The organism is Ideonella lacteola, from assembly GCF_038066555.1.
Taxonomy (GTDB): Bacteria; Pseudomonadota; Gammaproteobacteria; order Burkholderiales; family Burkholderiaceae_C; genus Ideonella; species Ideonella lacteola.
In genome coordinates this window covers 1-18,034 of record NZ_JBBUTG010000026.1, presented here as the reverse complement: position 1 = coordinate 18,034, position 18,034 = coordinate 1, and the positions used below count along the sequence as shown (strand labels likewise).

At 61.9% G+C, this 18,034-nt stretch carries 19 protein-coding genes; 13 read left to right on the top strand and 6 right to left on the bottom strand.

The window, feature by feature from the left end; translation table 11 throughout:
• Positions 1-3: 3 nt before the first annotated feature.
• From AACH06_RS25485 to AACH06_RS25445, 9 genes are all read left to right on the top strand, one after another.
• Positions 4-255, top strand: a complete 252-nt coding sequence (locus tag AACH06_RS25485) for a hypothetical protein (RefSeq protein WP_341428621.1) — start codon at positions 4-6, stop codon at positions 253-255.
• A 94-nt stretch (positions 256-349) separates the two neighbouring features.
• The gene (locus AACH06_RS25480; RefSeq protein ID WP_341428620.1) at positions 350-538 is read left to right on the top strand and encodes a hypothetical protein; all 189 of its coding nucleotides are present in this window, start codon (positions 350-352) and stop codon (positions 536-538) included.
• A 254-nt stretch (positions 539-792) separates the two neighbouring features.
• A complete protein-coding gene (locus AACH06_RS25475; protein ID WP_341428619.1) occupies positions 793-1,047 on the top strand; it encodes a hypothetical protein in 255 nt (84 codons plus the stop codon).
• Between the two features lie 13 nt (positions 1,048-1,060).
• On the top strand, positions 1,061-1,309 hold the full coding sequence (locus AACH06_RS25470) for a hypothetical protein (RefSeq protein WP_341428618.1): 249 nt from the start codon (positions 1,061-1,063) through the stop codon (positions 1,307-1,309).
• Positions 1,310-1,599: 290 nt separating this feature from the next.
• On the top strand, positions 1,600-1,803 hold the full coding sequence (locus AACH06_RS25465) for a hypothetical protein (protein WP_341428617.1): 204 nt from the start codon (positions 1,600-1,602) through the stop codon (positions 1,801-1,803).
• A gap of 469 nt (positions 1,804-2,272) precedes the next feature.
• The gene (locus AACH06_RS25460) at positions 2,273-3,097 is read left to right on the top strand and encodes a hypothetical protein (RefSeq protein WP_341428616.1); all 825 of its coding nucleotides are present in this window, start codon (positions 2,273-2,275) and stop codon (positions 3,095-3,097) included.
• A 192-nt stretch (positions 3,098-3,289) separates the two neighbouring features.
• A complete protein-coding gene (locus tag AACH06_RS25455) occupies positions 3,290-4,345 on the top strand; it encodes a hypothetical protein (RefSeq protein WP_341428615.1) in 1,056 nt (351 codons plus the stop codon).
• Between the two features lie 90 nt (positions 4,346-4,435).
• The gene (locus tag AACH06_RS25450; RefSeq protein ID WP_341428614.1) at positions 4,436-5,479 is read left to right on the top strand and encodes an AcrVA2 family anti-CRISPR protein; all 1,044 of its coding nucleotides are present in this window, start codon (positions 4,436-4,438) and stop codon (positions 5,477-5,479) included.
• Between the two features lie 54 nt (positions 5,480-5,533).
• Complete coding sequence (locus AACH06_RS25445; RefSeq protein WP_341428613.1) at positions 5,534-6,097, top strand: DUF6988 family protein; 564 nt, start codon at positions 5,534-5,536, stop codon at positions 6,095-6,097.
• A gap of 65 nt (positions 6,098-6,162) precedes the next feature.
• Here AACH06_RS25445 and AACH06_RS25440 read toward each other — a convergent pair whose 3' ends face one another.
• Positions 6,163-7,299, bottom strand: a complete 1,137-nt coding sequence (locus AACH06_RS25440; protein WP_341428612.1) for an ATP-binding protein — start codon at positions 7,297-7,299, stop codon at positions 6,163-6,165.
• Between the two features lie 879 nt (positions 7,300-8,178).
• Between AACH06_RS25440 and AACH06_RS25435 the strand changes: the two genes are divergently transcribed.
• The 4 genes from AACH06_RS25435 to AACH06_RS25420 all read left to right on the top strand — a co-directional run bounded on the left by AACH06_RS25435 (position 8,179) and on the right by AACH06_RS25420 (position 11,288).
• Positions 8,179-8,322 carry a hypothetical protein gene (locus AACH06_RS25435; RefSeq protein WP_341428611.1) on the top strand — a complete coding sequence of 48 codons (144 nt, stop codon included), beginning with the start codon at positions 8,179-8,181 and terminating at the stop codon, positions 8,320-8,322.
• A 265-nt stretch (positions 8,323-8,587) separates the two neighbouring features.
• Complete coding sequence (locus AACH06_RS25430) at positions 8,588-8,734, top strand: hypothetical protein (protein ID WP_341428610.1); 147 nt, start codon at positions 8,588-8,590, stop codon at positions 8,732-8,734.
• Between the two features lie 415 nt (positions 8,735-9,149).
• Positions 9,150-9,356: a hypothetical protein gene (locus tag AACH06_RS25425; RefSeq protein ID WP_341428609.1), complete on the top strand. Its 207-nt coding sequence runs from the start codon at positions 9,150-9,152 to the stop codon at positions 9,354-9,356.
• Between the two features lie 129 nt (positions 9,357-9,485).
• Complete coding sequence (locus tag AACH06_RS25420; protein WP_341428608.1) at positions 9,486-11,288, top strand: tyrosine-type recombinase/integrase; 1,803 nt, start codon at positions 9,486-9,488, stop codon at positions 11,286-11,288.
• A 581-nt stretch (positions 11,289-11,869) separates the two neighbouring features.
• On the opposite strand, the gene AACH06_RS25415 is transcribed toward AACH06_RS25420, so the two are convergent.
• The 5 genes from AACH06_RS25415 to AACH06_RS25395 all read right to left on the bottom strand — a co-directional run bounded on the left by AACH06_RS25415 (position 11,870) and on the right by AACH06_RS25395 (position 17,831).
• Complete coding sequence (locus AACH06_RS25415) at positions 11,870-12,175, bottom strand: hypothetical protein (RefSeq protein WP_341428607.1); 306 nt, start codon at positions 12,173-12,175, stop codon at positions 11,870-11,872.
• A 249-nt stretch (positions 12,176-12,424) separates the two neighbouring features.
• Positions 12,425-13,606, bottom strand: coding sequence for a replication initiation protein (locus AACH06_RS25410; RefSeq protein WP_341428606.1), 1,182 nt, complete (start codon positions 13,604-13,606; stop codon positions 12,425-12,427).
• A 753-nt stretch (positions 13,607-14,359) separates the two neighbouring features.
• Positions 14,360-15,268 (bottom strand): ParB/RepB/Spo0J family partition protein, encoded by a 909-nt coding sequence (locus tag AACH06_RS25405; protein WP_341428712.1) that lies wholly within the window; start codon positions 15,266-15,268, stop codon positions 14,360-14,362.
• A 104-nt stretch (positions 15,269-15,372) separates the two neighbouring features.
• A complete protein-coding gene (locus tag AACH06_RS25400) occupies positions 15,373-16,470 on the bottom strand; it encodes a ParA family protein (RefSeq protein ID WP_341428605.1) in 1,098 nt (365 codons plus the stop codon).
• A gap of 272 nt (positions 16,471-16,742) precedes the next feature.
• Complete coding sequence (locus AACH06_RS25395; protein WP_341428604.1) at positions 16,743-17,831, bottom strand: hypothetical protein; 1,089 nt, start codon at positions 17,829-17,831, stop codon at positions 16,743-16,745.
• Positions 17,832-18,034: the final 203 nt, after the last annotated feature.

Genomic DNA, 18,034 nt, shown 5'->3' with positions numbered 1-18,034 from the left:
CGCATGATGAGCAGCTTGAACCAGCAGGAGTTTCTGCGCGCAGCAATGGCCGAGTTCGGCCGTCTTCAGGGCCTAGACAGGCCAGCCACCCGCGACGAGATGTGCGAACGACTCGGAGTGACGCGGCCAACGTTTGACAAGTGGATGCTGGACTCAGCGAACGGTCGCAAGATGTCGAACAACGTCTGGTGCCATGTTCGAGAAGTTCTCGCCCACGAGACGCTGAAGAAGAAGGTCAAGAAAAGCATTGCGTGATGTACCCATTGGGGATACACCTGGCGCATTGAGTTGCGCAAGAGCGAACACCATGAAAATCAGCTCGCTGACTCCTGAGCCAAGGAAAGGACACATGACGCGCGAAGACTGGATGAGCGAGAAGGGATGGCGGACCGCGCTCCGCGTGGAAAAACTGCTGCAGGCTGAGCAAGCGCAACGCGCTCGCCGCCGTCTCTTCGCGAAGTCGGTTGTGCCGACAATCATGATGCTTGGGCTGTTCATTGCCGCGCACCTGGCATTCAAGTCAACCGGCGTCCACTGATAGCCAAGGAAAGAGGAATCCAGAGGCACACCATGACGATGCGAACCGACTACCACTTCGTCTGCCAAGGATGCGGTCACCGCGGCTACGAGCGTGTCAGTGAGAACGATCAGCCGTATTCGAAGAGCTGGGAGAGCACCTCCGTTGTCGAGATGGGGCCGGCGAGGCGGCGATCTGACGGCTCGGACGGGCGGTGCTATGCCTGTCCGAAATGCTCTGCCGACATGGTCCCCGCTTGATCAAGGAGAGAGACCATGTTCACGCCCGAAGAGATGCTGTCCGCGCTGACAGACTTACCAATCAAGGATCAAGTCGACGTTTTGGAGCAGCTCATGAACAGCAGTCCAATCGAAGAAGTGGTGGACGTCGCGGTCATGGGTCTGATGACCGTACGGCTTGGCGTGGACGCCTCCTGGCCTGCCGATCTTGTGGCCCGTGTGGAGACGATGTCAGACAAGATAGCTGCCATCAACAAGACCCGATTCGGCGACTCGCCGACTGATGAATAACCAAGGAAAGAGCATGACTGAGCCGAGCCATTTCGACCTCGACGATGTCGCCGTGGCTGGCTACAGCTACGCGGGTGGGCACATGGCGATCCCTCGCCTGGAGAACCAGCTGGACATCGACGCCTTCAACATGGGCATCAGGCAGTACAACGACCGTCACGGCACGAACGTCTCAAGGGTGGTCGAAAGCGTGCGCGAGGTTCGTCATGACAACAGCTCGGGGCGCGCAGACAAAGAGCTGGCAATCAGCTCCAACCACTGAAACCTAGGAAAGGGGCGTGTGACATGACCGCGAGCACTGAGTGGACGGACTGGCATCTCACAGAACAAGGATGGTTCGCCGGAGACGAACGCCAGGACAACGGAGTCGTGCTGGAGCGGTCAGTGCCAACGTCAAGCGTCTTGGTTGTCCGCGAGATCCAGGAGAACAACGGCTACGGCAGGACCACGTCGACCTGGACCACACTCTCAAGGTCTAAAGACGAGGCTCTGGTTGCTAGGCTAATGTCAACGTTCGGTAACCTGCCAAAAGTCTAGGAAAGAGAGCCGCTGATGAACAACAGCACTAAGTGGGCGATCCGAGTGACAGTTTGCGCAGCAGGGATTCTTGGCCTTGCATACGTCATCAGGAGCTTTCTTGTTGTTTTCGAAGTCTGGCGCCCCGCTTTCGGCCTCGAACCGATCTTCTGCTACGCGCAGATCGTCTTGTTTGCGCTGCTGTTGGTCAATGCGTCGACCTTGCGCGCGGCGAGGTGAACTCGAATTGAGGCGCTTGCTTCCGAGGCTGCCTGACGCATCTCCCACGAAAGAACCGTTCGCATAGGACTGGGCGTGGCGATGGGCTCATCGTCGGCGCCAGGCTCGCGCTCCCAACTGCTGCAGCCGTCGTCCGGACAGGACCTGACGCGGCTACAGCGCCGATTCAGACATAGCGCAGCCGTACCCTGCGCCGTCCACCCACCGAAAAAGTGGCATGTCGAGCAGGGGTTTCGCGCTGCCAGCGCGGGGTTGTAGCCCATGGTTCGTTGTTGGTTGTGGCCCATCCAGCATTCATTCTGCGAGCGACGTGGCCTGCCAGGCAAACGCATGGCCACCACTGGAAAGTTGATGCCCTGTAAGGTGCCACGGCACTCAGCAGTAGTTGATGGGTGCGTTAAAAGCACCTACAATAATGCTCACCGGTTTGGGTGCCCATTTAGGCAGGCCCGACTCGCTGGAGCCCGACATGACATTTGACGTCTTTGACGCCGTGACACAGCCGCTTTCTCGCATACAGGTCCACAACGTGAAGCTGTTGGACGTGCAGCCGCGGGCAGACGGTTACGAGACCCTCACCATTGAGCACCAAGGCCTCACCCGGGAGCTGGTCGCCGCCAGCCAGTGGAACGGATCAACGAGTCGCCACAACATAGGCCGACATGGGTTCTTAGCGCCGGTTGAGTTCGTGCCCGGTGCCGATCGGCAAGCAGACGGTTGCTACTTTCGGGCCTACGTGGATCCAACGTTGCGCCGCGTGCATGAGCTCGATCTTGTCGAAGGCAAAGAAGCCTACTGGGGTTGGATCTGCAATGCCGCCCCAAAGGGTGTCCTGACGCCTGCAGGGCTGATTCCCGGCGAGAACGGCCAATTTGTCCCGGACCAGACGACTGAGCTTGTCTTGCGGGTGCCGCCAGAGTTCATCCGCCTGTGCCGAGGCGTCCAGCGCAAGCCGGAACAAGTGCTGAGGGGGTTCATTGCGGACGCTGCAGGGCTTCAAGACTACGTCATCCACCCTCGCGCTGACGGCTACAGCAGCAACGGCAGTGACGAGCGCGATCTGGCCGAAGCCTGGCTCCAGCGCGCCTATGGCTTCGATCGCGTGGACATCGACGAACTTGAGGCGGCAGAGGACGAGCGCGCTGATCGCGAGGTCCAGCGAGAAGCGTTCAGCGATCTCCTCGATGACTTCGTCGACTACGGCGGCTCAGCTGACGACTTGCATCGTGCCGTACATGCGCTTGTCGAAGCTCAGCGCCTCAAAGATGAAGCTCAAGACGCTGAGCCGACGTGAATATTGACCAGGCAGGCGAGACGGGTCCAGAATCTCCCAACGGGGGCTTGCCGTCCTCCCACCACGCCCGCTCCAGGAAAGCATGACGCATACGGCTCAGGGCAGCTGCATTGCTGCCTCTGTGCTTTCCTAGTCGCACGACCCGTCGTGTGGCAGTAGCGGGCGTCTTCTGCATGCGAAGGACCTTCAGCCATGCAGATCATCCTCCCCAGTCCCGAACACGCTCGTCACATCGGCAAGCGGTTGGCAAAAGAGCTTCACCTCTCCCTGACTCAGGGTTACGCCATCGCGGCCCAGCTACTGGGATACCGCACGTGGGACGAGTTGGTTCGCGTGTGCAACTGGCCAGCGAACTACTTCGACACCCGTGCGGCCTGGCCAGACGGCCAATGCATGGCCGCCGCCATCCACGCTCGTCGCACCTATCAGGTTCGCGCGCTGATGACGGCCGCAGACCTGGCGCAGGACCGGGCCCAGGCCATGGTGGACAAGATCAAGCCCACGGCCGGTTTCACGAGACCTGCACTTCCGGACGAGATTGATCCCGCTCCGCGCACCAGCAACCCGCGCCTTTCGCACCAGGACCACGCGTGGATGTCGACTCAGCTGCACGTGGTCTGGCAAAGTGCCGGCCGGCATCCGCAGGCGGCGCCCCAACTTCGCCGCGCAGCCGCCACGCTCGAATGCTTGCAGCTCGCAGAGTGGCCATCCAACCAGTTCGGCACTTCGCTGCGCGACACCTGCTACGTCGGTACATCGCCGACGTATTTGGCTCGTCTGCACCGAGCCCCTAGGTGGATCTCTCAGCAGGCGTTCGATTGCTGCGATGCCGCGCTCGCAGGTGTTGAGGCCCGCATCGTCGATGCCGGCGTCGAGGATCTGCCTGAGCTGGTTCGAACAACTTGCGACGCCGTGCGGCAGGCCCGTACCAGCCTCAGCGCCTGGCGCAACGCCAGTGCTCCCCACGACGGCCAGCCAGTCGCCTGGACCGGGGTCATGCCGATTGAGGACGAAGCCTTGGCGGCGCTCGAGGGAAGCTGTGGCCTATCTGATGGAGAGAGGTTCGCCATCAGGCACCCCGTCTATGACGAAGAATGCACGCGCGCCGTGCTGGCCAAGATCGGTGGCCTACCGGTCGACCAGCGTCGATCGCCGGCGATCAAGTTCGCTTCCCGGAAACTGCGCGGCGGGATTTTGGCGCTGCACAACGCTTCCCTCCTTCGCCAGGCCCAGCCCGAGGCGACCTGAATGACTGGCCCCTTCGGAGTCATGGACGGACAGCCTTCGTCCCGGCATAGACGCTCGAGCCCAGAAGCCAAGCTCGCGCGGTATCACCCTGTGAGGTTCTACCTGCTCAGGGACGACGACCTCTGGGACCATCTCGTTGAGCAGCAGGAAGAGCATGTCCAGCGAGACCAGTCCCTTTCGCTCATCGGCGTCGGTGAACAGCTCTACATCTGGCACAGCCAAGGCGAGGCGCTCCTCGAAGGCCTGGAGCACTACACGTTCCCCCAGGAGCGCCTGCGCAAGGCCTTCAGCGAGGAATACGGCGGCGTTTCCAACGCACTGGAGATGGCCGTTCGTAAGTGGTTCTCGGCAGGAGAGCAAATCTTCGACCTGAGCGCTGTCTCGGCGATGTTCTTGACTTCCGACGCCCTGCGTACCCCGATCGGCCGACTGAAGCTGCCATTCGAGTCACTCTTCGTGCACTGGGGCCCGCACCTCGAAATCCAGAGCCCTCTCAGCGGCCGCTACATCGAGGGCTGCTACGTTTGTCGCGATCCGCTGGGTCTCCTGGACCTGACATTCGTATGCTCCTTGCCGGATTCGACCCCATGGGACGAGCGCTCGCTTCTTGCCAACGTGGTGGTTGACTGCGAAGGCGCATATGGCTTGATGCTGGAGATGGACGATGAGGGGACCATCGGCGACAGGGCCATGGAGTCGATGGAACCTGGCTTCGCTGATGAGGCCGGCATCAATCGATGGATCGGCTACATCCGGCCGGCCGTGAACATGCTGGCCAACTGCCTTTGCTACCTGAGTTCGCCAAAGTCGGAGGTGGTTGAAAGCTTCCCGCCAGACGCGCCCGCTCGCTTGGTCAAGCAGGCCACCACGGGCACCCCACGGGAGCGCGCCCGGGGAGCGTCCAAGCTGAACGCGCTCGGTTTTCGAACGGTCCACCTGTGTGGCCAGCAACTGGCGGCGTCCTTGTCGATGCGCCCCGGGTCCAAGGAAATGCCAGCGCATTGGCGCAAGGGGCACTGGTGGCCAGCACGGATAGGCAAAGGGCGTGCTGAAATACGCATGGACTGGCGTAGTGGCGTCGTGGTGAACGCCGGCAAAGGGCACCCCGACGTCGGACACATCTACAAGGCCTGACGCTGGGCGCGCTTTCATTGCTGGATACGGCCACTTGCCACTGTTTTGACATCGATGACTTACGACGAAGCTCTTGCAGTTGCTCGCCGAGACGCCCACGCCCTTGCCGAAAGGCTTCTCGGACAACAGCTCAAATCCGATAGACGCTCTCGGGTCGCTCTGAGCTGCTTTGCCATAGCTCAACAGCATCATTCGTCCATCATCGTGCTGCTGAGTCATCCGTCGCCCCTCCAAGCGTCTGCGTTCGCGCTCCTGCGGCCATTGGCTGAAGCCATCTTCCGCGGGCTATGGGTTGCGCACTGCGCCTCGGAGGAAAAGGCCGAGAACCTGCATACCGGCGCCAAAAAGCAGATCGACATGGCCACCATCGTTCGAGAGCTGATCGAGGCCGGCGGGAAAGCGGGAGATCACCCAGATTTCTATCGGCGCGTATGGCCGCATCTGTCTGCCTTCACGCACAGCTATGAAGCATCCCTGGATCCATGGCTCCAAGGTCAGGATGTCGAGGCCAACTTCGAGGATGGCGATCTGATGTCCTTGCTCAAACGCACCCACCTGATGTGCCAGTGCATCGAGGCAGGCGTGCTCTCTATGCGCGCGGATCCGTCTGAGACGTAGCCCGAGGTCACTGACCTGCTTCGCGTTTCGCGAAGCAGGTCGCTGCGACGATGCACACGTCAGCGCTAGCCGCCCAACAAGTCCTCAGGCTCTGCAGTGGCCAGGTACTCGGCGAACAGCGGGTCGTCGATGCGAGCCCCCCCCCGCACCGCCTTTGTGATCAGGCCAGCGCCGCGCATCCGCTCTATGGCCACCCGGGCTCGCGCGATCGTCGCCTTACCAACGGGTCGGTGCCGGCCAATTTCCTTCAGTGTCTCCTGCCCAAGTGGGGGCTTGCCGCGGGCAATTGCCGCCAGCAACAACCGGTCGAACGCGTCTAGCGGCTGCAGCAACGCGTTCCAGCCGAGCGTCTGGCGAGCATCATGGATATAGCGCCGCACCCCTTCGTCGAAGTCGGTCATGCCTTCCGCTGACATCGACTTCACCAGGTCTCGCAGCAGCCTTGGCTTGAAGCCGATGCGTGCAAAGGTCTTGCGAAGGTCGTCCAGATCCAGCCTCTTTCCGGGGTGCACTTTGCTGAAGTGGTTGGCCAGTGCCACGAGGTACTCGTCCCCCAGCGCCGGAAAGTCCAGCAGCTGGGCAAACTGGTACATCGGCGCGCCGGCGGTCGCGAGCATGCGTGCCATCGCCTCTTGGGACGAGCCCGTGAAGACTGCTCCCAGCATGTCCCTTCTCCGGTGAAGCACAGCCCGAAGTGCAGCCAGGATCTTCTCCGACCCTGCCACCTCTCCCAGTGACTGGATCTCATCGAGCATCAACAACACTGTCTTCCCGCTGGCCGCATGCAGTCGAGCCACGAGGGCATCAAACTGCAACTCCGGTGACGCAGGCAATGCTGCACGAGCCGGCGCATCGCCGAGGTCGATCGATGCGCCCAGGACGCCCACCCGCTTGACGGGGGTCTTGGCGACCTTGCCGAGCTCGCCGGCTGGCACCGTCGCATCGTCCAAGGCCTCGGCGAGGGCATGATTGATGGCCGCCAGCGGGTTCTCCTTCTGCAGCCACAAGTCGGCGTACACCGGAAGCCACCCGGCCTTCTTCGCCACCGGCGCCAGATCGTTGTCCAGGAAGAATGTCTTACCGACTCTGCGAGGGGCGAACATGGCCAGCGGCCGCCCAGGCTGCGCCTTGAGCATCTCAAGATACGCGCCTGCGAGCTGCAAGCGGCTCACCTGAATGTCGTCGTAGGTCTTTGGAGCCATTGCTGTGCATTGCTGTGATTTCAGCAATTGTCGTTGTTACAGCAATGAACCGCAAGCCAAGTCCGACCACCGCAAGCCGCCTCCGGTGGTGCAACTCGGCACCATCCAGTCGCGGTTAGATCTACTGCGACTTCTTCAATTCGGAGGGCCCGGGCGGCGGCTGCAATGCCGACGTCCAAAGGTTCACTGACCCCATCAAGCACCGTCACGCCCAGTCGGGACGAGACGCTGAAGCCCCGTCGCCCGACAAAGTCCACAACAAGCACCGCAAGAACCGAGCTCGACGGAATGCGCGCTGACGAGCCGGCCACACGCCACCGAAATCATCGTGCAGCGTAAGTAGTGCCCAGAAATTAGGCGCTACCGGGCGTTGCGACGGAAACGGCGCCCTGGCGCCATTTGTGAACCGCGAGTCCCCGCGAAGTCCACAGAGTTGTCCACAAGCGCACTAACGCAAAGGATGCATACTGTGATTCGATCCAGCAGTGGAGTGTCCCGGTTACCCACACTGCGGAAGAGCGTATGGAACACATCCTGTCAGATCAACGACTTAGCCACTCGTCAAGGGGGTAAGTCATTCCACGCACGGCCCCGCACGCTGGAGGTAGCGACACACGTAAATTGCTCAAAAAGCTATAGTGTGCCGAGGAGAATTTTTCGCTTTTCCAGTAGGAGCAACACTGGAGGAACCATGATCAGAAGAGCCTTCGAGTCCGGCGCCCTCGCCTGCCACGCCGGACCGGAAAAAGCGAAGGCCTCTCACCCGCTGCGACCCTAGGAAAGTTTCGCGTGTGAGAGGCCCAGGCAGGCACCAGTCAGATGACTGTGGCCTTTTCATCCCAACCGCAGCTTGCGACAGCAGAAAGGAGGAAACCGTGCGTGAAGCAACAACCGCTCGCGTTGCCGATCCCTGATGGGTACGTCCTGATCTTCAGGCCGTGGATCACCCTCAAAAACGGCAAGAAGCTCTACGCGGCGCAACTCGGTAAACGGGCCTTCCCGTTGATCGTTCGCGCGAAGTAAAGCTCACGTCGCAGTCTTCTGACTTCACTACGCCCACCACTCTCATCGGCCGCCACTGCGCCCGATGAAGGATGGTGGGCTATTGCTGGAGCTTATCTTAGCCCACCTCCTGCGCGCGTCAACGGGGCCATCGCTTGACCATTTCGCAGATCGGCCAGCTCAGTGAAGTCCATCTGCACCGAGCTCCCACTAGCTTGGGGCCTCTTGACCCGGGTGGCAAACAGCTCTAGTGTGAACAGCGTCGCTTTGACTTTCAAGGAGGTCTATGAAGCGCACCAAAGCTGTGTGGATGGTGGTGGCAGTGCTCGGCGCCTGGTTCGGCGCCGCGTCGGTCAGTGTGGCGGCGCCCGCGCCGGTTACCCAGGCCCCGGTCGGCTCGACCGACACGGGCGGCAACGGCTACGACGGCTGAACGCTGCAGGGTCGCAACATCCACGCCGAGCAAAGCATCAGGGGCCAGTTGGCCCCCTTTTCTTGTCTTGGTGCCCTCAGATAATGCCCATTATCTGAGGGCCAAAAAGTATCAAAGGCTGCGAGCGTTAGGTACACTCGATCTCAAAATCCAGCCGCATCAACGACTTAGCGCGGCGCTCACCATTGAATGCAGAATTTTTGCCTCCCTGTTGTTGCTGCTGCTGTCTTGGTCGGCGACAAAAACAGCGGCGGTGTTGACACGAGTCAACACCGCCAGCACTCTCAGGGAGGGCCCACCGAGATATGGCCGAAACTGATACTTAAGCCCCTCGCGCATAACGACCTGAATCTGTCAGCCCGCTTGCGCATAAAGCAGTCCTCCACCGCGTCTTCTTCCCCGCACACACCCACGCATGAGCGATCAGCATCCCGACCCTGCCTCCGGCCGGCCTCCTAAGACGCACCGCGGTCAGTTGGTCTGGTTCCTGGTCGCCTTGGCAGCGTTGACGGGCATCCTGGCGCTGGCGACCGACGAGGCTGAGCTGGTGTGGGGACTGGCGGCGGCCGCCCTGGTGGTGGGCTACCTCGTGGGTGTCATCAAGCGCCGTCGGCCCCGCTGAGTCCACGCCCAGCGCCATGGCCCCACGCATCGTCATCCACCGGCGGTTGGCTACCCTGCCGGACATGCTGCCCTCTGCTCCTGACGACCCGGCCGAGGCCCGGCTGGTGTGCTCGCAGCCACGCACACCGTGAGTCATACCTACGTCCGCCGCCTCGGGCCCGCGCACTTCAGCCACCTGCGCGCGGTGGTCGAAGGTCTGCCGATCGAAGACTCGGCCGCCCGCTACCTCGCGGCCGACAGCCGGCCCGCTGCGCGGGCCGCCCACGCCGAGGTGGTCCAGCTGCTGCGCGCGGTGGCACGGCGCCATTGCGGCTCGGCCTGGCGCCTGATCGGTTTGACCGTCACGGTGCCCCAGAGCGAGCGGCCGACGTTTGATCAATGGATCGCCAGCAAGGCGATCGACGTCGACGACTGGGGCGAACAAGAACTCATCGAGCAATACGAGGCCGACTGCCCAGCCGACGAGCAAGAGCGCCGCCGCGTTCACCGCGCGCTCGGCCTTCGCGAAAAGCAACTCCAGCTGCTGAAGGACCTGGAGCCGGTCGCCGCGCAGACGCCGGCGCCCAGCGACCTCATCGAAGACTGGTTTGACAGCCTGACAGCCGAGCGACTCCAACGCGGCGGCCTGCTGCGCCTGGATGAGCTGCGGCGCCGCATCGCGCGAGGCGGCCGCTGGTACGCGTACCTGCCGGCGATCGGTGCCACCAAGGCCAGCCGCATCGTCAACTACCTCGATTTGTTGCTGCCGGATGCGCAGCCCTCGAGCCCGTCGTCTGTTCAGCAGTACGCGTCCGCTATCGCGCGTCAATCACCTGGCGCAGGTGCATTGCAAGAGCAGCTGTCTGGCCGGCACGGCCTCAACCGCTGCCCACGCAAGCCTGGTGGCATCACCGCCGACGATGACCTGGCCGCCATCGACGCGTTCATCGATGCCAAGGCGGGCACCGTCGACGACAAGCAGCATCGCCCCGACACGGCCAAGGCCTACCGGACCAACTGCAACCGGCTGCTGCTGTGGTGCATCGCCGAGCGCAACAAGCCCTTGTCCTCCATGAACGCCGACGACTGCGCCGCGTTCAAACAGTTCCTGTCGAACATCCCTGAGCACTGGATCGGCCGGCGCCGGGCCCGCTACGGGGCCACCGGCTGGACACCCTTCGCCGGCCAGCTGAGCATCGTCAGCCAGCAGCACGCTCTGTCGATCGTCGGCGCCCTCTTCCGATGGCTCACGGATGCAGGCTACCTTGCGGCCAATCCCTGGCCGCTGGTCAATACGCGGCTCGGTGACGATCCGCGCCTGAGCGAGTTGGACTCCCGCGCCTTCACGCCTGAGGCGTGGGAGGCCGTGCTTAGCTATGTGAAGCGCCAGGCGCCCTCCCCTGCACAGGCTCGCACGGAGTTCGCGATGGAGTTCGTGGAGGCCGTCGGACTACGCGCCGCCGAGCTGGTCAGCGCAGTGCTGGGCCAGTTCACGCAGCGTCAGCCCGAGTCGTGGGCCATGCAGGTCCATGGCAAGGGGGCGCTGAACCGGGTGGTCAGTGTGCCGCCCCAGGCCGTGCGCGCCTTGAACCGCTACCTCGAGGCCCGAGGGCTTCCACCGCTGGGCCAAGCGCCCGCGCACATCCCGCTCGTGGCCAGCGTCGATGACCCCTTGAGCCCGGTGTCCTACCGCGCCCTCTACGACTCGCTCAAGGCCTGGTTCAGACGCGGCGTGGTCGCCTCCTCGCTCAGCCCGTCTCTGCGCGATACCGCCCTGCGCGCGACGCCGCACTGGCTGCGTCACACCTGCGGCACCCGATCGCTGGAACGGGGCGTCCCGCTGGCCGCCGTTCAAGGCCAGTTCGGTCACGCCAAGCCCGAGACAACGATGCGCTACGCCAAGGTGCAACTGGACCAGCGGCAAGATGCCTTCGGCGCCGCCTTCAGTTGACCGGCACGCGGCGCGGACATCTCGCGTGCGATCTGGAAGACTGCGCGCAAGCGGCACCAACCGCGTCATGCGCTGGCATGCTTGTCGATTACGTTCAAGCGATCGTGGCGGGGGTGCCAAATGGCCGCCGTTCGCCCTATCGGGTAGCTGATTCGCCCTATCGGGTATTTCGCACTTTCTGCAGCGATCTCCAGCAACTGCGCCACTTTTCGTCGGCGTGCGGCCTCCCTAAGAGGCGTCTGTCCGCTGTCGAGGCCGTCACCTCGCCTTTCCCGCCATACCCAATAGGGCGAAACAAGGCGAATTGAGTGACCGAGCGCTCGCTCCGCTGACCTACCCGAAAGGGGGAAATGCCCCACACCCGATTCAACCGGCCAACGCACCCGCGCGGATCGACTCAAAGCTCTCGCCTAACCTCACACCCCCCTCGGTTGGATGGTTGGCAACGGCCTTAGACCGCAGCGGCGTTGATCGCCGAAGTCAGCGAGTTAATTGCCAACTGTGCAAGCACCCCGTCACACGCCGCAGCCTCATGCCTGACGCCGACGCGCGTTGGCCCCCCGGAGCCCACTGCGCGCGCATCAGAGGCCTGCCGACAGCAAGCGCTTGACAGCACCCACAAAGTCCAAACGCCACAGGTGCATGGCCAGGTCGATGGCGCCGCCGCCTCCCCTACCCTCGTGCGGATCGAACCACTTCGTACCCGTCACAACCAGCTCGAACACGCCACCGTCGACGGAGACATACCACCGCTCGGTGCCGGCCTGCTTCACGGGCGCGAACTCGGCATCCTTTCTGAAGTGAAGGCCAAGCGCCGCCAGCGCCTGTTGCAGCGACACCGACCGCAGCCGAAACAAATCAGCCGCGTCAAAGCCCTTTTGCCGCATCGGCACACCTCCAACCACGCATCATTGCTGAACCCTCGCTCCCGCCACCTGAATTCCGAGGATCAATTCGCTGCGCGAATCGACATCGGCCACTGGAGGCGAGGGCTTCGCCCCCGCCTAAAAACACTCCGGGCGCTGCGCACCCTGCGCGCCCCCTGATGGACAACTCTACGAGTTGCCCACGAGGGGACTTGCGGCTACTCGCGTCAAAGACGCCCGGGCTACTCAAAATCCAAAACCCGCGCGAGGTCATGTCGACGGCTCCGGCAAATTCGGCGGAGCTAACCCACCCAAAGGCCCCCTTTCGGCGGGCTTCGCAACTTCCCCCGGAGCGGCAGCTACCTGATGTACAGCATGCTTAACCTGCCTGGCTGCGCGGGCCTGCTCCTGGCCAGAGGTTGCGGCCGCGGCGACAGCGCGAACCAGCTTCGCGATCGAAGCCGCCGGCGTGGCCAACTTCTCTTCCAGGACGTGCCGGTAGGCCGCCACGGTCTGCCGGCTCACTCCAGCCACCTTGGCCACCACCGCTTGCACCAGCGGGCGGCCTTGCGCCTGCAGGTTGCTGCAGGCAGCCCGAATGCGAGATTCGGTGGCCTTGGCCCGCAAGCTGTGCGTCCGTTGAGCCGCCTGGCGCTGGCGCTCAGCCAGGGGCAGTGCATCGTCGAGTTGCATGACCCCTCTATGCACCCCGCCTACGCCGTGGTAGCGGTCCCAGGTCCATCGGGCGACTGACCGGGCTGTTGCCTTGATGGATGACCACGGCAGGTCCCCTTGCGAACTGCATGCTGCCTTGAGCACACGGGCCATGGAATTCAGGCCATAGGCCTCGATCTGCGCGACGAAGTGCTCGTAGGAGCCCTGGGCACGGGCCTTCTCTACGGCGCTGTATGCGTAGCGGCGCACCACCTCGAATAGGTGGCAGTGCCGGGAGTTCGGAGAGTGGTTCTTGGCTACGCCGCCGCTTCGTTCAGCGCCAGGTGCAGGCAGCTCGACGTATTCGGCCAGCTCTCCAAGCGAAAAGACTTTGGCGTGCAGCTCGGTGGTTTGCCACCAAGGATGCCCAGGGGTCTTGGCCACGGGCCCCGACGAGTAGTTCACGTCCGCTCGAAGGCCGACCGCCATCGCCAGATAGATGGCCTTCATGTACTCGATGGGGCGAGCGCGAGCCCGATCGCTCGTGCAAACGGGCTCAATGGCGTAGTAGAGGTGCGAGTTGCCGGACTGTCGGTTTCGGACAATCAGGTTCGGCGCCGGCAGTCCAGCGTCATCCCAGATCTGGGCATTAGAGTGGTCCAGGTCGAAGATCAGCCAGCTGACCATGCCAGGTCGATTGACCTGCATGTAGGGGTGATTGACCGCATACTCGCGCGGCCTCACCAATGTCGCGGTCTTGTCCGAGCTGCAGCGCGCGAGGTAGGGCGCTTCATTCAAGACCCTGCGCAGAGGCGAGTTCTTCCCGCCCCGACTTACGGGATGGCCCAGCACCTGTGCGTGACCGCTCATAGTCGCCCCCTACTGGCGACCAGAAACAGGCTCCACAAGTAAGTGGGCCTGTGCGACAGCCATGGGGTGCAAGAGCAGGCGCAGCTCTCGCATTTGAAAAGCAATAGTTCTTCGCGCAGGGCCGAATTGCCCTGAGTCTTCGTCAGATGCATGTGTCGCTCTCAGGTGAGCGACCCCATTGCGTATCGAAGACTGCCTACCTACAATGCCATCATGTGCTAGAGGTTGATGGGTAGGCGACAGCTCCCGTTCGCTTCCGCAAAAGGCCAGGGTTCCCGCCCTGGCCTTTTGCGTTATGGGGTCTGGTGGTTTGCTTGCTAGTACTCTCTGTTTTCCGGACGTCCTTGTTTGGTCCACATAAACCAGAAGCCCCCGGCTAGCGAGGGCTTCTGGACTATGCGGGAGGCGGATTCACGCGGCCTACCCGTTACTGTTGACACCGTGTCAACACTTCGACGGCGCGCAACTGTTGACACCGTGTCAACACCTCGACGGCGAGCAACTGTTGACACCGTGTCAACACCTCGACGGCGAGCAACTGTTGACACCGTGTCAACACCTCGACGGCGAGCAACTGTTGACACGGTGTCAACACCTCGACGGCGAGCAACTGTTGACACCGTGTCAACAGTCATTGCCCGCCCGAAGCCATGAGCACTTTGGAACACCGCGTCTAACCAACTACTGGTCTTGGCCAAACTTCTCACTCAATGCCGCCAGGATTAAGTCGGCGACCTCTTGGACATTGCACTCGCCAGGCAGCTTCACTACGACATGCCTCTTCTCGGGATTGGGGGTCACTTGTGCGAACAAGCGATTTGACCGATGAAGGGACAGGCCACGCTGCGGCGCCTGATGATCCGTCTGCTCCTCTTTAGTAGCTCCCGCCATCACTGAGAAGAGGGCGCTCATCTGCAGATCGTCGGCAGCCACGCGCACCAAGTTCTCTATGAGCTTCTCTTCGTCGACGCCCCCTTTCGCATACATCGCCAAGATGTTCTTGACCCATCTGCTGGAGAAGGCACCTGGGTAAGTCCTCAGAAAGGCTTGAACCGCCTCTGGCAACTCGAGCATTGACAGACGCTTATTGACGAGAGCGACATCCACTCCAACCTTCGCAGCCAGCTGCCGCTGACTCCTCACCGGCCCACCCTTCGCACCCTGGTCAAGGATGGCTCTGTAAGCAAGCGCGCGTTCATAGTCAGTGAAGTCTTCTCGCGCCTCGTTCGCCGCTAGGACCAAGACTTGCGCCTCATCATCAGAAACGTCAACTACTCTGCAGTCGAGTTCTTCTAATTGCGCCAGCGGAGCCGCGCGCTTGCGCCTGTGTCCGCTGATGACTTCGAACTTCCCATCACGTTCCGCTCTAACAATGAGTGGGTCCAACTGGCCATGCCTCAGTGACTCTGCCAGTTCCGAAAGCTTGCCCTCGTCGTAGCTCAATCGAGGTTGATAGGGACTATCAACAAGCGAAGTCACGGGGAGCCGACGTGTGTGGCCACCTGGATCGCGAGAGGTAGGGGAGGGGGGAACTCCGTCAGCCGTCGTGCCGACCGTCGGCCTCGACTGTGCAAAGTCGAAGCTAGGCATTCTTGCGGCAGCTGCCGTCATGTCCTTTCCAGACACATTTGCTGCGCCGCCCCCGACAGAGACCAGGCCGGATCGCTTCACGATCTTTTTACTAGCAAGACCGTTCATGCCGCCTCACCCTTCACCGTCTTCCTGCGCGACGTTCTGCCTCGAACCTCAACCACTGGCAACATACCTGCCAAATGCACATCAAAGTAGTTGATCATTGAACCGGTTAGTTCAATCATCGCCCTCGCGGCCTGACTATTTGGCTCACGCTCCAACACTGGACCGCTGTCTGTGTCATCAAAGAGTGAGATGTCTCTTGCAAAACTAGCAAGTTGGGGAATTACGTTGGAGTCCAGTAATCCGGGATAGCTCTCGCGCAGAGTATCCAAAGCCTCTTTACAGGTAGAAATACGCGCATCAAAGCCGTTGGCGATCAGCCGGACCGAAAACTTCATGTCCGGGTACGCCTCTGCCATCTCGCGCATATTTGAGTTCAGGACCTCCATGGCCTTGAGGCTTTGGCCATCCAGCTTCACTACTGCAACTACGGCCCTGGAGGCGAACATCATTGCGTTGCTCAGCTGCGTGGTTCCCGGCGCGGAGTCAATGATGATCGCGTCGTAGCGACGGAAGAAAGATATATTGGCATCGAAGAGTCTCTTTACTGAACCCTCACGATTCATGATCGTTGTTAGCCACGTATCTATGTTGCTCAGAGTAATGTCCGAAGCGATCAGGTCCAACATCCCGTCGCTATAGATACTCTTGACCGCTGCGTCCCAATCAATCTGCCGCCTCGCTTCATTCATCTGAAGCAAGTGTCCTAAATGCGTAATTTCGGTATTTGCCCAGTCGATGCCGAACATCGATGTGAGACTGGCCTGTGGGTCTGCGTCAATCATCAGTACCCTATAGCCCATCGACGCCATGCAAGCGGCTACGTTGCCAGCAATCGTTGTCTTCCCGACTCCTCCCTTTGCCATCCTGAAGAAGGGGATCGGAGGAAGGGTCTCCGGGCGTCGCGGCTCTTCCTCGATTCCCATCAGCTTCAAACGGGCCTGGCGAATGTCGAAAGGCGAGTACAGGTTCTGATAGCCGCCAGCCGCCTTGCCAGCCTCTTCAAAGAGGTTGCGGAAGGTGGTCTGCGAACCTGCGAACTTGCAGAACTCGATCGCGTGCTTGAGTCGCACCGACCCGCGCGGCGGATTGATCATCAGACTCTCGATGAAGTGGGAATGCCGCCATGGTGGAGATTTTTCGCGAGGAAGTCAAGAAATCTACGCATGAGATCTGAAAGCGGGACGGATGGCGCTAGGCCGACTTTTTCCCACACCTAGCGCAGTTCCGTCAATTCCAGAGCGCTGATACCGCAAAAGTACGGTAGTGCTGTGCACCGGTGAATCTTGCTCGCCTACCTTCGGCGTCGCCCACGAGAGCCCGTCAGACGCCACTCGCTGACACGCGAGGGCGGACATGGCAGAGTCCTTCAGGGTTGTCTTGTTGGTTCGTCCGTTTGCCTCAATGCAATCCCAGGCGCAGGCGTCTCCTCAGACGCAAGCGCAGCTTCGTGGCGTACCTCCCACTGCTTGGCCAGATCCACCAATCGCTCGAAGGCAGCGCCTTCGGTGAGCAGCGCCGCCTTGGAGGCATCGTCCAACGGCTTCTCGATGCCCAGTTCGTCGCGCGGCATGCGGTCGTCACGCACGGACTTCATCAGACGCTTGATTTCCGACGCCGCGTGCATCGGTGTCTGCAACAGCACCAGGCGCTTGGAGCCATCCGGGTTGTTGGGCACGTGGCAATCCATGCACTGGCTTTCGCGCATGCGCAGCGCCAGGCTCTTGTAGGCCGAATCGAGCTTGCCGATGTAGGGGTTGTCTGCGCGGAACAGGCCGTCGAACACCGTCACGGTCGGTTGGCTACGGCCTTGGGCATCCGTCCAGCGCCATTGCCCGTCAAAGGCAGGTGGTGTCACATGGGCGTTGGCCTGGATGGGCGGGTGGCTGCCGAACATCGTGAACTGGGCCACCTTGACCCGCTCGATCTTCGGGTCCCACCAGAGGATCAGGTCGTTCGCCTTCTCGTACATGCCCCATTTCTCGGCTTCATGCCAGAACGGGTACGGGAACTGCCCCGGCGGCAGGCCGTTTCGGAACGCCGTCTCCAGTCGGATCTCGTAGAGCTTTTCGCGCTCGACGTAGTTGACGCTGAACTGGCCATTGAACATGAACAGCGGCACGTACATGCCCGCCAGCACATCAGGGCCGAACTGCGTCAGCTTGGTGTCGACCAGCTTGGCGGCAGGGTCGCGCTGGCGGCCCCAGAGCACGAAACTCTGCAGGCTGCGCTTGAAGCGCGAGTCCCGAAACAGGCCGGCCCGGCACTTGTCAAAGGCGGCCTGGTCGGCCGGACCAGCCACCGGGCACAGCCGCGACAACTCATCGGCGATCTGCGCGGCGGCCTGGATGACCTTGGTCTGGGTCGCATCGGCATCCGCCGGTGCCTGGGCCAGGACCGGCATGCAGGCGGCCACCGCCGCGGCCACGAGCGCTGAGGGCTTCAACTTCTTCGTCAAGGTTCGCTCCATCGTGGTAGGGGGAAAGCTTGGCTTCACCGCCCTATCCACGGCGGCGAAGCACGGGAAGGCGTGGGTGGGGCGATCGGCTGCCCTAGCCGATGATTCGCCCGGTGCGGTCGATCGCGACCACGTCGACGAAGCGCGAGCCTTCGAGCTTCTGCGGCCCGAAGTGAACCCGGTATCCGCCCAGATCGACGTTC

What these genes read in the sequence shown, in the direction of transcription:
- AACH06_RS25485 (WP_341428621.1), top strand. Translation starts at nt 4, where the DNA reads ATGATGAGCAGCTTGAACCAGCAGGAGTTTCTGCGCGCAGCAATGGCC.
- AACH06_RS25480 (WP_341428620.1), top strand. Translation starts at nt 350, where the DNA reads ATGACGCGCGAAGACTGGATGAGCGAGAAGGGATGGCGGACCGCGCTC.
- AACH06_RS25475 (WP_341428619.1), top strand. Translation starts at nt 793, where the DNA reads ATGTTCACGCCCGAAGAGATGCTGTCCGCGCTGACAGACTTACCAATC.
- AACH06_RS25470 (WP_341428618.1), top strand. Translation starts at nt 1,061, where the DNA reads ATGACTGAGCCGAGCCATTTCGACCTCGACGATGTCGCCGTGGCTGGC.
- AACH06_RS25465 (WP_341428617.1), top strand. Translation starts at nt 1,600, where the DNA reads ATGAACAACAGCACTAAGTGGGCGATCCGAGTGACAGTTTGCGCAGCA.
- AACH06_RS25460 (WP_341428616.1), top strand. Translation starts at nt 2,273, where the DNA reads ATGACATTTGACGTCTTTGACGCCGTGACACAGCCGCTTTCTCGCATA.
- AACH06_RS25455 (WP_341428615.1), top strand. Translation starts at nt 3,290, where the DNA reads ATGCAGATCATCCTCCCCAGTCCCGAACACGCTCGTCACATCGGCAAG.
- AACH06_RS25445 (WP_341428613.1), top strand. Translation starts at nt 5,534, where the DNA reads ATGACTTACGACGAAGCTCTTGCAGTTGCTCGCCGAGACGCCCACGCC.
- AACH06_RS25440 (WP_341428612.1), bottom strand. Translation starts at nt 7,299, where the DNA reads ATGGCTCCAAAGACCTACGACGACATTCAGGTGAGCCGCTTGCAGCTC.
- AACH06_RS25430 (WP_341428610.1), top strand. Translation starts at nt 8,588, where the DNA reads ATGAAGCGCACCAAAGCTGTGTGGATGGTGGTGGCAGTGCTCGGCGCC.
- AACH06_RS25425 (WP_341428609.1), top strand. Translation starts at nt 9,150, where the DNA reads ATGAGCGATCAGCATCCCGACCCTGCCTCCGGCCGGCCTCCTAAGACG.
- AACH06_RS25415 (WP_341428607.1), bottom strand. Translation starts at nt 12,175, where the DNA reads ATGCGGCAAAAGGGCTTTGACGCGGCTGATTTGTTTCGGCTGCGGTCG.
- AACH06_RS25405 (WP_341428712.1), bottom strand. Translation starts at nt 15,268, where the DNA reads ATGCCTAGCTTCGACTTTGCACAGTCGAGGCCGACGGTCGGCACGACG.
- AACH06_RS25400 (WP_341428605.1), bottom strand. Translation starts at nt 16,470, where the DNA reads ATGATCAATCCGCCGCGCGGGTCGGTGCGACTCAAGCACGCGATCGAG.